The 18158-nt window shown below is 62.9% G+C and carries 14 protein-coding genes; 7 read left to right on the forward strand and 7 right to left on the reverse strand.

Annotated features, from left to right (window positions below):
* Nucleotides 1-35: 35 nt before the first annotated feature.
* The 4 genes from AB8C10_RS07935 to AB8C10_RS07950 form a co-directional block, all read right to left on the reverse strand.
* Nucleotides 36-1307 (reverse strand): site-specific DNA-methyltransferase, encoded by a 1272-nt coding sequence (locus AB8C10_RS07935; protein ID WP_368867410.1) that lies wholly within the window; start codon nucleotides 1305-1307, stop codon nucleotides 36-38.
* An 8-nt stretch (nucleotides 1308-1315) separates the two neighbouring features.
* Nucleotides 1316-3055, reverse strand: a complete 1740-nt coding sequence (locus tag AB8C10_RS07940) for a DEAD/DEAH box helicase (RefSeq protein WP_368867411.1) — start codon at nucleotides 3053-3055, stop codon at nucleotides 1316-1318.
* Nucleotides 3056-3576: 521 nt separating this feature from the next.
* Nucleotides 3577-3804 (reverse strand): DUF3107 domain-containing protein, encoded by a 228-nt coding sequence (locus AB8C10_RS07945; RefSeq protein ID WP_044150274.1) that lies wholly within the window; start codon nucleotides 3802-3804, stop codon nucleotides 3577-3579.
* 200 nt (nucleotides 3805-4004) lie between these two features.
* Nucleotides 4005-5267 carry a glutamyl-tRNA reductase gene (locus AB8C10_RS07950; RefSeq protein WP_368867412.1) on the reverse strand — a complete coding sequence of 421 codons (1263 nt, stop codon included), beginning with the start codon at nucleotides 5265-5267 and terminating at the stop codon, nucleotides 4005-4007.
* Nucleotides 5268-5656: 389 nt separating this feature from the next.
* Between AB8C10_RS07950 and hemE the strand changes: the two genes are divergently transcribed.
* From hemE to hemB, 7 genes are all read left to right on the forward strand, one after another.
* Nucleotides 5657-6838, forward strand: coding sequence for a uroporphyrinogen decarboxylase (hemE, locus tag AB8C10_RS07955; protein WP_368867413.1), 1182 nt, complete (start codon nucleotides 5657-5659; stop codon nucleotides 6836-6838).
* A 138-nt stretch (nucleotides 6839-6976) separates the two neighbouring features.
* Nucleotides 6977-8527, forward strand: a complete 1551-nt coding sequence (gene hemG / locus AB8C10_RS07960) for a protoporphyrinogen oxidase (RefSeq protein WP_368867414.1) — start codon at nucleotides 6977-6979, stop codon at nucleotides 8525-8527.
* 134 nt (nucleotides 8528-8661) lie between these two features.
* The gene (hemQ, locus tag AB8C10_RS07965) at nucleotides 8662-9489 is read left to right on the forward strand and encodes a hydrogen peroxide-dependent heme synthase (RefSeq protein WP_368867415.1); all 828 of its coding nucleotides are present in this window, start codon (nucleotides 8662-8664) and stop codon (nucleotides 9487-9489) included.
* Complete coding sequence (locus AB8C10_RS07970; protein WP_368867416.1) at nucleotides 9486-10925, forward strand: ferrochelatase; 1440 nt, start codon at nucleotides 9486-9488, stop codon at nucleotides 10923-10925. The genes hemQ and AB8C10_RS07970 overlap by 4 nt, the downstream gene beginning before the upstream one ends.
* A gap of 186 nt (nucleotides 10926-11111) precedes the next feature.
* Complete coding sequence (locus tag AB8C10_RS07975; protein WP_368867417.1) at nucleotides 11112-12245, forward strand: hydroxymethylbilane synthase; 1134 nt, start codon at nucleotides 11112-11114, stop codon at nucleotides 12243-12245.
* A gap of 5 nt (nucleotides 12246-12250) precedes the next feature.
* Nucleotides 12251-13111, forward strand: coding sequence for a uroporphyrinogen-III synthase (locus tag AB8C10_RS07980; RefSeq protein ID WP_368867418.1), 861 nt, complete (start codon nucleotides 12251-12253; stop codon nucleotides 13109-13111).
* Nucleotides 13112-13166: 55 nt separating this feature from the next.
* Nucleotides 13167-14168 carry a porphobilinogen synthase gene (gene hemB, locus AB8C10_RS07985; RefSeq protein ID WP_368867419.1) on the forward strand — a complete coding sequence of 334 codons (1002 nt, stop codon included), beginning with the start codon at nucleotides 13167-13169 and terminating at the stop codon, nucleotides 14166-14168.
* 89 nt (nucleotides 14169-14257) lie between these two features.
* On the opposite strand, the gene AB8C10_RS07990 is transcribed toward hemB, so the two are convergent.
* The 3 genes from AB8C10_RS07990 to AB8C10_RS08000 form a co-directional block, all read right to left on the reverse strand.
* Nucleotides 14258-15427, reverse strand: a complete 1170-nt coding sequence (locus tag AB8C10_RS07990) for a transcriptional regulator (protein ID WP_368867420.1) — start codon at nucleotides 15425-15427, stop codon at nucleotides 14258-14260.
* A 168-nt stretch (nucleotides 15428-15595) separates the two neighbouring features.
* The gene (locus tag AB8C10_RS07995) at nucleotides 15596-16816 is read right to left on the reverse strand and encodes a carboxylate transporter (protein WP_368867421.1); all 1221 of its coding nucleotides are present in this window, start codon (nucleotides 16814-16816) and stop codon (nucleotides 15596-15598) included.
* Between the two features lie 130 nt (nucleotides 16817-16946).
* The gene (locus AB8C10_RS08000) at nucleotides 16947-18128 is read right to left on the reverse strand and encodes a sugar dehydrogenase (RefSeq protein WP_368867422.1); all 1182 of its coding nucleotides are present in this window, start codon (nucleotides 18126-18128) and stop codon (nucleotides 16947-16949) included.
* Between the last annotated feature and the right edge of the window lie 30 nt (nucleotides 18129-18158).

Below are 18158 nucleotides of genomic sequence, written 5' to 3' on the forward strand. Positions count from 1 at the left end.
ACGCGTAACTCTCACGAACACGTGGAAAAGACCGCCTAGACGCTCTCACGCGACGCATGATGCTGCAACACCGCACCCGCAGCCGCCGCATCCAGCTGCGCAGCCGCACGCGCCGCACGAGCCTTAGCCCGCGCCTGATGCTGACGCTGACGACGCAACTCATCACGCCCATCAATACGCATCTTCTTATCCACCGCATCCATCGACCAGTGACGCACAAACCGGCACGACGCACCCTCAACCGGTTGCGTAGTCTCCGTCAACGTATCCAACACAGCCTTCAACGCATGACGGCTCGCTGCGGTCAACGCATCACGACTCGTACCGCCACGAACACCCACCGTACGCTTCGGCGTGAACAACACACTCGCCCCACGCGGCACACCGCGATACTCAGCGAACGACACCGAATCCACACCCAGGCGCTTAGCCATCACCTCAATAGCCGGCGGATTCTGATCCACACACACGAACTTACGACCCAGCTGAGCCGCCGCCGCACCCGTAGAACCAGAACCAGCGAAGAAATCCAACACCCAATCACCCGGGCGGGAACTCGCCGCAATCATACGACGCAACAAACCCGTAGGCTTCTGCGTGGGATAACCCGTCTTCTCCTTACCCGTAGGCGACACAATAGTATGCCACCACACATCCGTAGGGAGCTTACCGCGAGAAGCCTTCTCCTCAGTCACCAGGCCCGGAGCCATATACGGTTCACGATCAACCTCCGCAGTATTGAAGTAATAGCTGCGGTGATCCTTCGCGTACACCAGAATATTGTCGTGCTTCGTCGGCCAGCGGCGCGTAGACTTCGCACCGTAGTCATACGCCCAAATCAGCTCATTAATGAAGTTCTCACGACCAAAAATCATGTCGCACATGATCTTCACGTAGTGCACTTCACGCCAATCCAGGTGCAGGTACAGGGTGCCGTCCTGTGCGAGCAGACGATGCGCCTGCTCAATACGTGGAGCAAGGAACGCCCAATAATCCTCAAACGAGTCGTTATAGCTCGCCAGAGTCTGCAGGGTGCTCGAATAGCTCTTGCCCTTAAAACCGGTGCGGTCACCCTTCTCAGAAGCCTCCGCGCTCAAGGTGCGGCGCGTCTGCTTCTTACCCGTATTGAACGGCGGGTCAATGTAGATGACCGTGAATGCACCATCGGGTAGCTCACGCAGATACTCCAGGTTATCTGCCTGCACCAGCAGCGACGGGCCCTGCGGGTCGAAAAGCGCCGAATCCGCGGAGTTCGCCTCAACGGCAGGGGAGGGCGCGGCGGGCGCCGGGGATGCTGAAATACCCAACCCCGGCCCTAGCCTTCAGAACCAGCACGGTCAGCGCCACGGCCCTTACCGAGCGAACCCTCAGCACGGGAGCCTTCACCGCGAGAACCCTCAGAACGGCGGCGGGTACGGCGGCGGCCCTCACCCTCCACCGGCTGACCCTCAACACGGCGGGTACGGCGACGCTGGCGAGGCGCACGCTCAGAACGCTCAGCAGAACGTTCGGTACGCTCGGATGCGCCTTGCTCGTTACGCTCCGCACGCTCGGAAGAACGTTCGGTACGCTCAGTACGCTTGCGGCCCTCGGAGCGGCTACGGCGCTCGCCGCGGCCTTCACCGGAACGACTCTCACGGCCACCGTCACGACCGCCGCGAGAACGGCGCGAACCCTTCTCACCATTACGGCCACCCTCGCGGGAACCGTCACGGCCACCGCGGGAACGAGCCGGGCGGCCATCACGCGAGTCACGGGCGCTCTCAAAGAACTCATCGCCCATGCCCTCAGCCACACGCTCTTCGCGCGGCAGACGGCCCTTAGTACCAGCCGGAATGTTCAGATCGTAGAACAGGTGCTCAGAGGAAGAGTACGTCTCAACCGGCTCGGGAACACCCAGCTCCAGGGCGTCGTTAATGACCTTCCAGCGCGGCAGGTCATCCCAGTCAACCAGGGTGATGGCGGTACCCTCATTGCCCGCACGGCCGGTACGACCGGTACGGTGCAGGTAAGTCTTCTCATCCTCGGGCACGCGGTGGTTAATCACGTGGGTCACGTCTTCAACGTCAATACCGCGAGCCGCCACGTCGGTAGCGACCAGAATGTCGACCTTGCCGGTACGGAACGCCTTCAGCGCCTGCTCACGCGCAACCTGGTTCAGGTCACCGTGCAGGGGAGCGGCAGCGAAGCCACGGTTCACCAGCTCCTCCGCCACGCGGGCAGCATCACGCTTGGTCTTGGTGAAGATGACGGTGCGGCCACGGCCGGTAGCGCGCAGAATACGGCCAATCATCTCGTCCTTGTCCAGGTGGTGCGCACGGTAGACAACCTGGCGAATCGACGCCTTAGTCTTCGAAGCGTCCTCGGGGTCAGCGGCGCTAATGCGCATGGGCTTGGTCATGTACTGGCGTGCCATCGCAATGACCGGGCCGGGCATGGTTGCGGAGAACAGCATGCTCTGGCGGTCCTCCGGCAGGTAGCTGAGGATCTTCTCAACCGACGGCTGGAAACCCAAGTCCAGCATCTCGTCAGCCTCATCGAGGACCACAATCTTAACCTGCTTCAGGTTCAGGAAGCCCTGCTGGTACAGGTCGATAATGCGGCCGGGGGTACCCACCGCAACCTCCAGGCCGCGGCGTAGCAGCTCAGCCTGAGGCTCAATCGGCACACCACCGTACAGGGTGGCGACGCGGGCGTTGCGCAGCTTCGCAGCAATCGCCAGGTCCTCGCCCACCTGAATAGCAAGTTCACGGGTCGGAACCAGAATCAGCGCCTGAGGTGCGCCGGGGTACTCCAAATCTGCCCAGCCCTCATCGTCGCGGCCGACCACACGCTGAATGGTGGGCAGACCGAAGCCGAGGGTCTTACCGGTACCGGTCTTCGCCTGACCAATGATGTCCTGGCCAGACAGGGCCACGGGAAGAGTCAGCTCCTGGATGGGGAAGGGGGAGGTAATGCCAACCGCCGCGAGGGCGTCGCTAATATCCTGGCGAACGCCGAAGTCGGCGAAGGACTTTGCAGTCTGAGTGGTTTCCTGCGTGTTCGTTTCAGTCACTGGACCGTATCTTTCTACCCCTGTTCGGGGTGTGTTTCTCCCCGTAACGGGGGTGTGCCAGCCAGCGCCCCAACGGTGGAGGCGGTGACGGGCGGGCGTCGAAAGCCGGCCGCGGGAAATTCTTACACGGGAAATTCTTGCCGAGACGCCGCCTGCACACATGCTCAATGCACATGGTTCATGCTCATGGTTGATTCATGATGAGGTGCAGCCTCGGGGTCTTGAAAAAGGTACGACCGGTCATTCACTTAACCCCTCAATATTAACCCGGATTTGCTTGTAACGCACCCCCGGCCGGCTGTGGTGTGCACCCGTGATGGGCGATATAGCGCCCCAAAACCGGGTGCCGCGAGGTTTTTGTGCGGGCGGTTTAAAACGCAAACCCCCGCACTCGGCACGGCGTAACCGTACGGCGCATAAAGCGCACGCACACGGCGCATAAAGCGCGGTTACGCATCGTGACGGATGCGGGGGAAAGCTAAAGCTATAGGGGGCTCAGCCGGCTGAATACTTAGACGAAATTAGGCGCCGATGCCGAAGCCCACGTGGCGCTTGGCGTCGCTACCGAGTTCGACGTAGCTGATCTGGCCGCCGGGAATCAGGGTGGTGTTGCCCTTATCGTCCATGATTTCCAGGATCGAGCCGTCCTCGATGGCCTTGGTGACCTTCTCGGTGAGAATTTCCTTAGCCTCGCTGGTCTCAACAACGATTTCGCGGGCGATGTGGCGAACGCCAATTTTGATTTCCATGAGTCTCCTCGCAGAATAGTCCGGCACAGCCAAACGTGCGCCGGGTATGGGAACTATCTTATCTAGCATCTACTCTAGCGTGAATGCGCCCATCGGCACCGTGAACGGGCAGTACTTCGCCGGGGGCTAATAAAATACTCGCCGCCGGATGCGTGAAAATGCGCGCAAAAACGCCGGGAAGAGCAGGGGAGGGGAGGCTCTTAAGAATCCTCCACCTGAATGCCGTAGAGGGTCTCCAGCGCCTGCACGTAATCCTCCGTGCGGCCCTCCGCCGCAAGCTTCTTGGCGCGCACCGTCGGGGTGTGCAGCAGGGACTTCACCATGCGGCGCATCGCCAGCTCAAACTGCTCCGTCGCCGCACCGCAACCAAACTGGTTACGTACCTTCTCCAGCTCGGAATCCAGCACATCCATAGTGTGCGAGCGCAGCGCAACAATCGCGGAGTCAATCGTGCGGGAACGCTGACGAGACACAAACGCCGCCAGCTCAGACTCCACGATGCGCGTAGCCGTCGCCACGGACTCCTCGGTCTCCTCGGGTGCGGCAAGGCGTACCGATTCGAGGGTAATCAGCTCAACGTTCGGCAGGTCAGCGACTGAGGGGTCAAAGTCACGCGAAAGCGCCAGGTCGAGGATCGTGTGGTGACCGCCCGGAATCTGCTCGGGAAGCAGCGGATCGGATCCGCCGGAGCAGCCAATAATGACGTCGGCAGAGGCCATGGCCTGCTCCATGCCGTCCACCGGCACCGCAGAAACCTCGCGCTTTGCCGCGAACTCGGCGGCACGACCCGAACGGGAATTGACCCAAATATCGGTGCAACCGCGCTCGCGCAGCGCCGCAATGGTCGCGCCCGCGTAAGCACCCGTACCAAAAATCAGGGCGCAGCGGGTTGCCCAATCCTTCTCGGCAACCTCATCCGCAAGATCGAGGGCAACAGACACAATCGAGCGGCCCTGGGCGCCAAGCGCCGTATGCTGACCCACCTGACGAGCGGTATGCGCCGCATGTTCAAATAGCTGAACCAGCTCACCGGGAAGGGGCACGCCGTCCTCTTGTGCCTTCGCCTGCGCGGCGGCCAGGGCGCGGCGCACCTGACCGGCGATTTCGCGCTCGCCAACCACGGCAGATTCCAGGCCGGAGGCGACCGTCAGCAGGTGGCGTGCGGCCTCCTCGTCCTCGAACAGGTCAAAGCTGGAGGCAACCAGCTCTTTGTCCAGGCCGGAGGCGCGCGCAATAGAGTCGACAATCAGCTCACGAACCATGGGCACATGGGCGGATACGTGTAGCTGAACATACATTTCAAGACGGTTACAGGTGGCAAGAACGACTGCACCCTTCACGCCCAGCTGACGCGCCATATCGCTCGCCAGAACATCGGGTACGCCGGAGGCACCGGCGCTCAACGCAGCGACGGTGGTCAGATCAACGGTGTGGTGCGATGCCACAAATGCATAAGTACTCACTAGAGATTAATCATAACCACGCCGACTAAGCCCCTGTAAAGCTCACAGAACCTAAGTTCACGGCTCCACGTGGCTTAGTGGGTGCCACATAGCGGACAGGAGGCGGGGGTATTCGCCGGGGTGTTGGTGTGGTGTTATCGGAGTGCTGGCGGTAATTCAAAAGCGCAAGTAGGGGAGAGCTCACCGGAATGCGAAGGGGTGCATTTGGTGCTTCACTTGCGTATTCGCCGCGCAAATCTCCGCGCAAACGGGCGCAAACAGGAAGCAGGCGGGGGTCTAACGGGTGTGAACTAAGGTGTCCCTCACCACTAAGAAAGTCGCCATTAGGTAAAAGTCACCATGACAAAGTGTCGCAAAAACGCCCACATAAACCTGTCACACTAGACACTATGAGCGAAAACCAGCACACCACTCCCGCGTCGGCAGAAGGCGCCGCACAGGCACCCGCCCTGCCCGCACACCCCACCGACGCCCAGCGACCCCTGCTCACCGATGAGCAGCTCGCACACCTACCCGCCAACCACCCCCTGCGCGCAGGCACCGCCGCCAACTCGCCCATGCTCCGCGCCCTCACCGGCCGCCCCTCCAGCCACCGACCCGTCTGGTTCATGCGCCAGGCCGGCCGCTCCCTGCCCGAATACCGTCAGGTACGCGAAGGCATCCCCATGCTCGATGCCTGCCTCACTCCCGACCTCGCCGCAGAAATCACTGTGCAGCCCGTCCGCCGCCACAAGGTCGACGCCGGCATCTTCTTCTCCGACATCGTCATCCCCATGAAGCTTGCGGGCGTCAACGTGGACATCGTGCCCGGCAAGGGCCCCGTGCTCGACCAGCCCGTCCGCACCCTCGACGACGTACGCGCCCTGCCCGAACTGACCGACTCCGCACTCGACCCCATCCGCGAAGCTGTCGCCGCCACCGTAGAAATGCTCGGCGACACCCCGCTCATCGGCTTCGCCGGAGCCCCCTTCACCGTCGCCGCCTACATGGTCGAAGGCGGCCCCTCCCGCGACCACCTGCGCCCGCGCACCATGATGCACGCCGACCCCGCCGCCTGGCACGAACTCGCAGCCTGGGCAGCCCGCACCGCAGGCCAGTTCCTGCGCGCACAGATTGAGGCGGGCGCATCCGCAGTGCAGCTCTTCGACTCTTGGGCAGGCTCCCTCGGCGAAGGCGACTACCGCCGCTACGTGCAGGCGCACTCCGCAACCGCCCTCGACGCCGTACGCGAATACGGTGTGCCGCGCATCCACTTCGGCACCGGCACCACCGCGCTACTGCCCGCCATGCACGAAGCCGGCGCAGACGTCATCGGCGTGGACTACCGCCTGCCGCTATCGGCAGCGAACACCCTGCTCAACGGTGCTGTACCCCTGCAGGGCAACATCGACCCGGCACTACTCGCCGCAGGCAGCGAAAACCTCTACCGCCACGTGGACGACGTGCTCGCCGAAGGCAACGCCGCCCCCTCGCACGTGGTCAACCTCGGCCACGGCGTACCCCCGACCACCGACCCGCAGGTGCTCACCGACCTCGTGGCATATATCCACGAACGCACCGCGCAGGCATAGGATAAATAACGATAAATAGACAGCGCAGATGCCTGGCACCCTCCGGCATCTGCACCGAACATCTGCACCCCGAACCAACCACCACACCCGTTACCGCAATGGGCAACTCCACTGCACGCAGACCAAAGGAGAACCACCATGGGCCACACCAACCAGGCACCGCACCGGACCGCACAGGTCAGTTCCTCCGCCGCGCCCCAGAACGCACGAGCTTTCACCCGCAACGAGAAGGCACCCACCGCCATCGTGATCGGTGGCGGCCCCTCCGGCCTCATCTCGGCACGCCGCCTCGCCGCGGCCGGCATGCGCGTCACCCTGCTCGAACAGCGCCACCACCTCGGCGGTGCAGTTGGTGCCCACGAAGTTGGCGGCCTTCTGCTGGACTCCGGCGCAGAATCCTTCGCAACCCGCAGCCCCATTGTCAGCGACCTCGTCAAAGAACTCGGTCTGGGCGACCAGATCGTAACCCCCAACTCCTACGGCTCCTGGCTGTACCTGCCGCAAGGTGCCCGCCGCACCCCCAGCACCGGCATTATGGGCATCCCCGGCAACGTGAACGATAAGTCGCTAATCCCCGTCATCGGTAAGAACGGTCTGCGCCGCGCCCAGGTGGACAAGTTCCTGCCCGTCTCCGCCGGTGAAAACGCAAAGACCCTCGGCGAGCTCGTGCGCATCCGCATGGGCCAGAAAGTGCTCGACAACCTCGTCGCACCCGTCGTCTCCGGCGTGTACTCCACCCACCCCGACAAGCTCGACGTCGATGCGACCATCCCCGGTCTGCGCGAAGCCTTCCGCAAGCACCGCTCCCTCTCCGCCGCAGCGCACGCTTTCCGGTCGGCAGCCCCCGCAGGCTCACAGGTCGCCGGTATCGTGGGCGGCATGAACCAGCTGTCCGAACGTCTCGTCGAAGACCTGTACGCCGCCGGTGTTCGCATCGTCACCGGATTCGACGTCATCGCCGTTGACCGCGACGAATCCACCAGCCAGTGGTTCATCATCCAGCGCCACACCACCGACGGCGAAAACACCCCCCTCTACGCCGACTACCTGGTGCTCGCCACCGACGGCCCGACCGTGGCACGACTCATCGGCCCGCACGTCTCCACCGCACTACCCGCCCTGGAACCCGGCCCCGAAGTCGCCCTCGTCACCCTCGTCGTGGACGCCCCCGCCCTGGACAAGCACCCCCGCGGCACCGGCCTGCTCGTCTCCGAACAGGCAACCGCCGTACGCGCCAAGGCACTCACCCACGCCACCGCCAAATGGCAGTGGGTCGCCGACGCCGCAGGCCCCGGACGCCACGTCGTGCGCCTCTCCTACGGCCGCGGCGGCGAAGACTCCCGCTTCTCCGAAGTCGCCCTCGCAGACGAACAGCTCATCACCCTCGCCCTGCGCGACGCAAGCCGCATGATGGACGTAGCCCTCACCCACAACAACCTCGTCGACGCGGACGTCGTACGCTGGCGCGGTGTACTACCCGCCTCCACCCCCGGCCACCGCGACCGAGTCAAGGAATTCCGCGAACGCGCCAGCGAACTCGGAACCCTCAGCACCGTCGGCTCCTGGGCGGCAGGCTCCGGCCTGGTCTTAACCGTCAAAGACACCTACGAGCAGATGGACCGCCTCATCTACCACGCGGCACAGGACTGGGAAGGCGTCACCTCCCCGAAAACCGCAACCGCCAAGTAGACGGCGCAGCGGCGGCAGAAGCTCAGCCAATAACTCAGCTCAGCCAGTAACTAGACCAAAAAATTGAGAAAACGCGCAGCTACGGAAGCCGCGCCTCCAGCACAGCGAACCCTCGCTGAAGAAAGGAACACACAATGTCTCACGATCACGCAGCACACGGCGCACACAGCGGCCACGGTCACGGCGCAGGTCAGGGCGGCTACACCCACGCCGGCCACGGCTACGGCGGCGCCCCCAAGGGCTACGCAGTCCAGCACTCCGCAGCTGACGAGAACCGCCGCGGCCGCGAAGAAGGCGAAACCCTGCACTACGCCCTCTACACCGTATTCGCACGCTCCGGCGCACGCCCCGCAGAATCCAACACCGACGAGGCACGCGCCGAGTTCGAGAAGGTCGCCGAGCAGCTCGCAGCAGACGGCGTGACCCTGCGCGGCATCTACGACGTCTCCGCAATGCGCGACAACGCAGACGTCATGATCTGGACCCACGGTGCAACCCCCGAAAAGCTGCAGGCAGCAGTCCGCAAGATCCGCCGCACCGCACTCTTCGCAGGCACCACCATCGTCTGGTCCACCATGGGCGTACACCGCGAAGCAGAATTCACCCGCAACCACGCACCCGCCTACGCCCGCGGCAAGGCACCCGAGGCTTGGGTCTGCGTGTACCCCTTCGTGCGCTCCTACGACTGGTACTACATGAACCCCGAGCGCCGTGCCGAGATGCTGAAGAACCACGGCATGAAGGCAATCGACTTCCCGCAGATTCTGGCGAACACCGTCGCAACCTTCGGCATGAACGACTACGAGTGGGTTCTCGCCCTCGAAGCACCCCAGCTGGTTGACCTGGTCGACATGATGCGCCACTTCCGCAACACCGAAGCACGCCTGCACGTGCGCGAGGAAACCCCCTTCTACACCGGCCGCCGCATCGGCGCAGACGAAGTAGCAGAGGTTCTGGCGTGAGCCATCAGCCGAACGACGGCGTAACCCTCAACGGCACGCTCCTGCCAGACGACGTGGTACCCAACCGCACCGACCCGGCAAACACCGCATCCAACGGCCCCGCCGCGCTCAACGAGCAGACCCTCGGCGACTACCGAAGCGAACGCAGCATCACCCGTGACCGTGCCGAAGAGGCACGCCCCTACGACCTGGTGATTCTCTCCTCCTTCGGTGGCCCCGAGGGGCAGGAGGACGTCATCCCGTTCCTGCGCAACGTAACCGCCGGCCGCGGTATCCCGGATGAGCGCCTCGAAGAGGTCGCCACCCACTACCGCGCCAACGGTGGCGTCTCGCCGATTAACGAGCAGAACCGTGCCCTGCTTGCCGCGCTGCAGCAGGCGCTCGCCGAGCGCGGCCCGCACATCCCGATTACCTGGGCGAACCGCAACTGGAAGCCCTACGTGAAGGACGTGCTTGCTGAAGCCTACGAGAACGGCCACCGCAACGTGCTCGTGCTGGCGACCAGCGCCTACCCGGGCTACTCGAGCTGCCGCCAGTACCGTGAGGACTACGGTATGGCGATCGAGCAGCTCGGCCTGGAAGGTCGCGTGCACGTGGGTAAGATCCGTCAGTTCTTTGACGTGCCCGGCTTCTCCCGCGCTTTCGCTGACGGGCTGAAGGACGGCCTCGCCACGGTGCGTGAGCAGCTTGCCGCGCGCGATAGCGGTTCGCTGAACCCGCGCCTGCGCATCATGTTCTGCACCCACTCGGTGCCGACCTCCGCGGCGAATGAGGCAGGTCCGCGCGGCGTGAACTACGAGGGCGGCTCCGCCTACGTGGAGAAGCACCTGCAGGTCGCTCGCGCCGTGCTTTCGCTGGTTCGCGATGAGGCCCCGCAGCTTCTGCAGAACGTCGAATGGGAGCTGGTGTATCAGTCCCGTTCCGGCCCGCCGTCCATGCCGTGGCTGGAACCGGACGTCAACGACGCCCTGGAGGCGCTACCCACCCCCGCCAACCCGGCGGAGGACGGCGAAGCCCCCGTGGAAGGCGTCGTGCTGGTGCCTCTCGGCTTTGTCTCCGACCACATGGAAGTCAAGTGGGACCTGGACACCGAGGCGCTGGATACCTGCGAACGCCTGGGCGTGGTTGCCGTGCGCACCCCCACCCCGGGTACGCATCCGGCGTACGTGGAGTCGCTGCGCCGCCTCATTGAGGAGCGCGTGGAAAACGGCGTTTCAGCCGACCTGCGCCCCGAACGTGAGAGCGTCCTCGCCCCGAGCGCGAGCGGTCAGTACGGCTGGTTCGACGAGTGCGACCCCGGCTGCTGCAAGCCCGGTCGCGGTGCGCCGAAGCCGGTCATCGCTGAGTACGCAGCCGCTGCTGATACCGCCGAGTCTGAGGAAGCTCCCGCCAGCCGCTCCGGTGGATGCGGCTCCGGCGGATGCTGCTCCCACTAACACCATCTGTAGCTCCGGCTCGCCCCAAAACCCCCTAACCGGGGTGCACGGGCGGGTCGGAGCGCACGTGCCTACAGGCTACCCCCCCCCAGAATTTAGACAAACACACAGCGTCGCAAACACACAGCCTCTGGAGGAAACGCACACGCCTACGGGCTATCACACACATCACCGAAAAGGAGAGATATGAGCCATCACGAGTACATCTTGGGCACCCGCGGATCTGCTCTCGCCCTGACCCAAAGCCGTATTGCCGCTGAAACCGTCACCTCCCTCTACACCGAACACCAGGCACACCACGGCGCCGCAGATGCCGAGGTCGTGGACTTCACCCTGCGCACCGTCAAAACCGAAGGCGACGTGCTCACCGGCCCCCTGGCAACCCTCGGCGGCACCGGCGTATTCGCTGCGGCACTGCGCCAGCGTCTGCTCGACGGTGAGAACGCCTCCGAAGAAAACCGCGTGGACATGGCAGTGCACTCCCTCAAGGACCTGCCCTCCGCACCCTGCCCCGGCCTGGTGGTTGCCGCAACCCTCAAGCGCGAAGACCCCCGCGACGCCCTCGTGGCACGCGATGGTCTGACCGTCGACACCCTGCCGGAAGGCTCCCGCGTGGGCACCGGCTCACCCCGCCGCGCCGCCCAGCTGCGTGCACTGCGCCCCGACCTTGAAATCGTGGACATTCGCGGTAACGTGGGCACCCGCATCGGCCGCGTGAAGGGCCTTGAAGAGCACGCCGGTAAGCAGGTCGTACTCCGCCAGAACACCGAAACTTCCGAACGCGCCGACCACGGTGTAGGCACCGAACGCAGCGGCGACTGCGACGCCGTGGTGCTCGCCGTCTCCGGCCTCAAGCGCCTGGGCAAGGAAGAACTCATCACCGAGTACCTTGACCCCACCCGCATGCTGCCCGCCCCCGGCCAGGGTGCGCTCGCCCTGGAAGTGCGCGAAAGCGAATTCGAGAACCCGGACCCCGCCGTGCTCGCCGACCCTGAGATGGCGCGCCCGGTGCGTGCCCTCGGCCGTGCCCTGCTCGCCGCAAACCACAACGAAACCCGCCTCGCGGTCAGCGCCGAACGTGCCCTGCTGCGCCGCCTCGAAGCCGGATGCGCCGCGCCTATCGGCGCGTATGCGCACGTGGTTGAAGGCGACCTGGTGCTTAACGTTGTGGTGGCGTCTCCGGACGGCACCGACATGCTGCGCCACACCTCGGCAACCGCCGAGCTGGATGTGCCCGGCGCCGAACGCCTGGGCGTGCGCGTGGCAGAAGACCTGCTGCAGATGGGCGCCGCCGCCCTGGCTGGTTTGGACCTGAAGTAGGGGTCATGTCTACCGCTAGTCCGCAAGCTGAGGCCCCGGAAACTGACACCCTGCGCACGGTTCTGCTGACCCGCTCCGCCGCCCAGGGCGCCGCCTTCGCACGCGCCCTCACCGAAGAAAGCGCACAGAACGGGTTGGGGGAGTGTCGGGTACTCTTCGCACCGCTACAGCAGGCACGCACCGTCGAACCGGACGCAGACCACGCCGCCGCGCTGGAGGCGCTCGCCTCCGGTCACTACGCGTGGGTGAGCTTCACGAGTGCCAACACGGTTCGCGCCTGCGCCGAGCTGTGGGGTGCGGAGTTTGCCCGCGCCTGCGCGAGCGGGGGAGTGCGCATCGCCTGCGTGGGTGCGGCAACCGCCCGTGCCGTACACACCCAGCTGGGGCTGGGCACGGATTTTCAGCCGCAGGTGCAGAGCGCCGCCGGTATGCTCGCGGAGTTTGAACGCCCCGCAACTGATTCAGCTGCAGCGCTGGTTCTGGAGGGCTCCAACGCCCGCCCGACCCTGCGCGAGGGCCTCAAAAACCTGGGCTGGGACAGCCGCCGCTGCGTGCTCTACGATATGGTGCCCGCCGAGCAGGTGGCACCTGGCGAGCTGAGCCTCAGCGCCGCCCGCGCACTCGTGCAGGGGACTGCCGTAGAGGCCACCGGCCCGGAAACCCCCGCGCCGGATGTGCTGGTGGTGACCGCCCCCTCCCGCCTGCACGCCCTACTCGACGGCGCGCTACCGCCTGAATCCGTGCCGCCGGTGGTGGCGATTGGGGCGAGTACCGCCTCCGCATGCCGCGCCCTGAACCTGCGCCACGTGCAGGCCGATTCGCCCTCCCCGCAGAATTTGGCGCGCGCCGCCACGTCCTTCATGTAGGCGCATCCCTCATCTACTAAGACCACATATTTTTATCGAGTTTTCAGGAGAGATCATGAACCTCACCCGCCGCCCGCGCCGTCTGCGCACCACCGCAGCCATGCGCTCCCTCGTCGCCGAGACCACCCTGCGCCCCGCGCAGCTGATTCAGGTGTTCTTCGTGCGCGACGGCATTGACGAGAAGCAGCCGATTCGCTCCATGCCCGGCCAGTACCAGCACACCCTGGAGAGCATCATCCCCGCCGTGCGCGAGGCGTACGAGGCGGGCATCCGCTGCATTGACCTGTTCGGTATTCCCCGCGACGAGGACAAGGACGAGATCGGTTCGACCGCGTGGGATCCGCAGGGCATCCTGAACCGTGCGATTGCCGTGTGCCGTGAGGAGTTCGGCGACGACCTGGTGGTTATGGCTGACACTTGCCTGGACGAGTTCACGAGCCACGGCCACTGCGGCGTGCTGGTCGATGACGGCCACGGCACGCTCGTGGTGGACAATGACGAGACCGTGGAGCTGTACTGCAAGATGGCGGTTTCGCAGGCTCGCGCGGGCGCGCACACTGTTTCGCCCTCGGGCATGATGGACGGCCAGATTGCGGCGATGCGTGCCGCCCTGGACGAGGCCGGATTCGAGGACGTGTCGATTCTGGCGTATTCGGCGAAGTACGCTTCGGCGTTCTTTGGCCCGTTCCGTGATGCGGTGGAGTCGACCTTCAAGGGTGACCGTAAGACGTACCAGCAGGATCCGGCGAACCGCCGCGAGTCGCTGCTGGAGGTGCGCGCCGACCTGGAGGAGGGCGCGGATATGGTGATGGTGAAACCTGCCGGTAGCTACCTTGATATTGTGCGCGAGGTGGCGGAGTTTTCGCCGGTGCCGGTGGCGGCGTATCAGGTGTCGGGCGAGTACGCGATGATTGAGGCGGCTGCGGCGAACGGCTGGATTGACCGTAAGGCTGTGGTGTTGGAGTCGCTGCGTTCGATTCACCGCGCCGGTGCGGACGTCATCCTGACTTATTACGGTACGGAGGCGGCAGGCTGGCTCCGCGAGCTGGACGCCTAACCCTCCCTCTTTGAACGCTGAGAAGCCACATGTGTTTCGAAAAGCCACGTTTTTGGTGGCTTCTCGAAACACATGTGGCTTTTCGCCGTTTATGCTTGTTCCTCGCTGACGGGTTTGTACCCCAGCGAGGTGCACACAATGTTGCCGTTGGTGAAGTATTCCGCGAGCTTTTCACGGTCGGCGGGGGAACGCAGGTCCGCCCAGCGTTCCTGCTCCAAGTAGAACGCAACCTGGGAAGTTAGGCAGACGACGCGCTCATCATGCACCGCCACAATATGCTTGCGCAGCCACGGCATGCGCTTGGCGAGGTTCGGCGGAATCTTGGACGGCACCTTGATTTCTATCTGCCACTGCGACGGCTCGTAGAAGGTCGGCTTGATCTGTTCGGGGTTCTTCGGGAAGACGCAGAACTCCACAATATCGGGGTAGCTGTACTTCTTCGCCGGCAGGAAGAGCCGCCCGACGTAGAACGAATCGGGGTTGAACAGCAGGTAGACCTTCAAATAATGCCAACGCAACGCTAACGCCGCGGAGACAGTAACCGCCAGCAGGATTGAGGCACCACCAATAGGCATCGGCGGCGTGTACAGAATCGTCCAACCGACCAGCGAGTAGAGGAAAACGATGAGTGCCAGCACCAACGCCACCACCACGGTCACGCAGAGCCCCAGGTAGAGTCTAGGCGTCGAACGTACCGGTTTGGCTTGGGGGTGAGCGTCCTGCGGAACGAAGAACGCGTCAATACGGTTCAATATTTCGCCCAGGACTCGGGGCATACCCGTGGTGTGGTTATCGAGGTTGAAGTAGCGGGAACTACGCCAAATGAAACGGCTCCAGCACACACCCAGATAGACCATGTAGAACGGCAGTATCAGAGCCGGTAGTAGGATGCCGTCACGGGCAATGTCCTTGTACAGCAGAAAGACGGACCGTGCGATAACGCAAGCCCACAGGTACATGACGGCGTGCATCCACGCCTCAAATTTGGATACGCCAGAAATACTGTCGAGTTCTTTCCGGGCGCGCGTGAGGTTGGAACGCAACTTATGTTTGGAGAGCGGGTCACCGTCTAGGGAGCGGCGTTCGGCGTACCTCATCGCCTTGTCTACGGGGGAGCCTTTGTAGAAAACGTGCAGCCGCCTCGCTTCTTCCTTGCTCATGGTTGAGGAGTAGGCGATATCGATTGCTACGCACACCACCAGGTACAGCAAGAAGGCGATGAGCCATATGTAGCGTACCGGCTCTAGGGGTATCCCCAAAGCGCTTAGCTCCATGAATTGTCCTCTCTACGGGGTATCGGTGATGATGGTCGGTGATGTTCAGAAGCCACATGTGTTTCGAAAAGCCACGTTTTATGTGGCTTCTCGAAACACATGTGGCTTCTCGCCGGGTATAGGTCGCCAACTATTAGCCGTGCAGCTTAGCCGCTAGTCTGCCTTGATGTAGGACGCTACGATGCGCGCCACCGCCTTTTCCGTCAGTTCGTTCGTCGGCTTGTAGCCCAGCGTCAGGCAGGTAGCCCGACCCTCCACAAAGTATTTCTCCAACAACTCACGGTCTGCCGGGGAATCCACATCTGCCCAGCGTTCCTGCTCCAGCTTGAACGCAGCGTGCGCAATCAAATGGTCGATGGAGCTGTCGTAGAACCCAAAAGTCTCGTACGAATCATCCGAGAACGTGACGACAAACTGCCACCCACTAGGCATGTCCTTCTGAGGATTCGTGTCCTCGCCATACCAGGGATAAACCTTGAACCGCTCAATATTGGAGTACTTGTACACCTTCGCAGGTAGCAGGAAACGTCCTTTCTTTACCCGACCCAGGGTGAACCAGTAGTATGTGCTAACCACAGACCACATACATAAAGCTGCCATAACGTACGGGACCCACAAGAGAATAGAAGGCAGACCAATATCGGATGAGACATACGTATGCATGTTAACGTTCAACAAGGAACGCAGGTATAGAACCAGGCAGAACCCACTAGCGGGAATAGCCACAGAGAAAAGAATCATGTGCCCCGTCCCAAATCTAGTGATTGGCAGTCTCAACGACGTGTCCTCAATCCGCGGGGACTTAACACGTTGGGGCATAACACGGCGGAAGAGGCTACTCAGCTTCTCCAGCGTGTTGATGTAGATTGCGGGCATGCCCAGGTGCCTGTCCCATGAGTTGAAACCGCGTGCTTCACGCCAGCCTCGACGGCCCCAGCCCGCCGCCCAACACACCACAACGAAGGGCAGAAGGAGAGCAGGGATAAGGTTGCCTTCATACACCATGTACCAGTACAGGACAAAGGTCGCGTAGGTGATAAAACATGCCACGGCGTACAGGAGGATGTGCCCTAAGTCCATAGTGACGCTGGAACCCTTGATGTCCTCTAACTGAGCCTCAGCCTTGCGGATTGCTTTTTCTTCCTGCTCGGGGGTGAGGGGATCTCCTGCTTCTGCGCGCTCTTCAATCTTTTTCTTTGCTTCCTCGATGGGGGAACCCATGACTGAGATATAAACTTTGCGGGCGCGTTCAGCGTCAATCATTGTCGGGTAGGCGACCTCCACCAGCAGGCAGCACGCCAGGTAGATGAAGAACGCCACCAGCCACACGTTACGTACCTGCTCCATGGGCAGGCCCAAGGCGGCAAGGTCCATGAATTGTCCTCTCTACGGTGTCGGTGATGGTGTGTTTACGGTGCTGAGAAGCCACATGTGTTTCGAAAAGCCACGTCTTTGGTGGCTTCTCGAAACACATGTGGCTTCTCGCGGTATGTAGGCTGCAGGTTTACTTGTACTGCGCCTTCTGGAAGGAAGCGCGGCGTGCCGCCTCCTCCGCATGCTTACCGGCAGGCTTGTATCCCATGGTCGTGCAGATCACGCGGCCGTCCACGAAGTACTTCGCCAACATTTCACGGTCCGCCGGCGAATCCAGCTGCGCCCAGCGTCCCTGCTCAATATTGAACGCAATCTGCGCCACCAAACAATCAATCTGGTGCTCATTCAGCGAATAGTCGTGCTTGCGGCCGCCAGGAAGCAGAATCTCCAGCGTCCACTGGCTCGCGTCTTTCGGGTTCAGCTTGATAGCGTCCGGGTTCTTCGGGTACACACGGAATGCGCGAACCTCAGAGTAGGGGCGGGACTTCGCCGGAAGGAGCAGACGCCCAGCCTGGAACGAATCCGGGTTGTACAGCACGTAATCGCGGCTACGCATCAGCAATATGATAATCAGCAGAACGCCCGTCGCCAGCAAGAACCAGGATGCGTGACCGATATAGATCGCTTCCCAATCCTCGTCAATGCTCCAGCCCGCCAACGAAACCAGGAAGACCGAGGCGAGCAGGAACGCAATACCGCCGAGGATCCAGTAGGCGGTGCGGTCGTCACGAATCGGCTCCACGCCCGGCACCGTGCCGCGCACACGGAACGGTGCGCTCAGCTTACCCAGCGTCGCCGAGTAGATGCGCGGCATGCCCAGCACACGGTCATCCTTGCTGTATCCGCGAACTGCACGCCACTGACGGCGGCCAATACGCGCACCCAGGTACACCATGAGGAACGGCAGAAGCAGCGCCGGCAGTACAACGCCGTCATACACGACATCCCAGTACAGGGTGAAGATAGAGACCGCCACAATCCAGCCCCACAGGTACATGACCGTGTGGAACCAGCCGCTAAACACGCCCGCGCCCTCAATAGAATCCAGCTTCTTCTTCGCCTTCTTCGTGGCGCTACCCTTGCGGGAGGAGCTTAGCGGCGCACCCATCGCGGTGCGTTCCGCGGTGGCGCGGCGCGCCTCATCAACGGGCGAACCGGACACCTCAAGGTACAGTTCCTGAGCTTTTTCCTGCTTAATCGGCACCGGGTAGGCGATATCCACCAGCAGGCACAAGCCCAGGTACACCATGAAGGCGATCAGCCACACGTCGCGTAGCTGCTCCATAGGCAGTCCCAGAGCGCTCAGATCCATGAGCGGCTCACCTCCTTACGTCTCTCAAAC

The sequence above is a fragment of the Rothia mucilaginosa genome (assembly GCF_964210535.1).
In the GTDB taxonomy this organism is placed as follows: Bacteria; Actinomycetota; Actinomycetes; order Actinomycetales; family Micrococcaceae; genus Rothia; species Rothia mucilaginosa_F.

Bases quoted from the DNA above. Each gene is read 5' to 3' on its own strand.
- AB8C10_RS07995 (WP_368867421.1), bottom strand. From the start codon at position 16,816: ATGGACCTTGCCGCCTTGGGCCTGCCCATGGAGCAGGTACGTAACGTG.
- hemB (WP_368867419.1), top strand. From the start codon at position 13,167: ATGAACCTCACCCGCCGCCCGCGCCGTCTGCGCACCACCGCAGCCATG.
- hemQ (WP_368867415.1), top strand. From the start codon at position 8,662: ATGTCTCACGATCACGCAGCACACGGCGCACACAGCGGCCACGGTCAC.
- AB8C10_RS07975 (WP_368867417.1), top strand. From the start codon at position 11,112: ATGAGCCATCACGAGTACATCTTGGGCACCCGCGGATCTGCTCTCGCC.
- AB8C10_RS07980 (WP_368867418.1), top strand. From the start codon at position 12,251: ATGTCTACCGCTAGTCCGCAAGCTGAGGCCCCGGAAACTGACACCCTG.
- hemE (WP_368867413.1), top strand. From the start codon at position 5,657: ATGAGCGAAAACCAGCACACCACTCCCGCGTCGGCAGAAGGCGCCGCA.
- AB8C10_RS08000 (WP_368867422.1), bottom strand. From the start codon at position 18,128: ATGGATCTGAGCGCTCTGGGACTGCCTATGGAGCAGCTACGCGACGTG.
- AB8C10_RS07945 (WP_044150274.1), bottom strand. From the start codon at position 3,804: ATGGAAATCAAAATTGGCGTTCGCCACATCGCCCGCGAAATCGTTGTT.
- hemG (WP_368867414.1), top strand. From the start codon at position 6,977: ATGGGCCACACCAACCAGGCACCGCACCGGACCGCACAGGTCAGTTCC.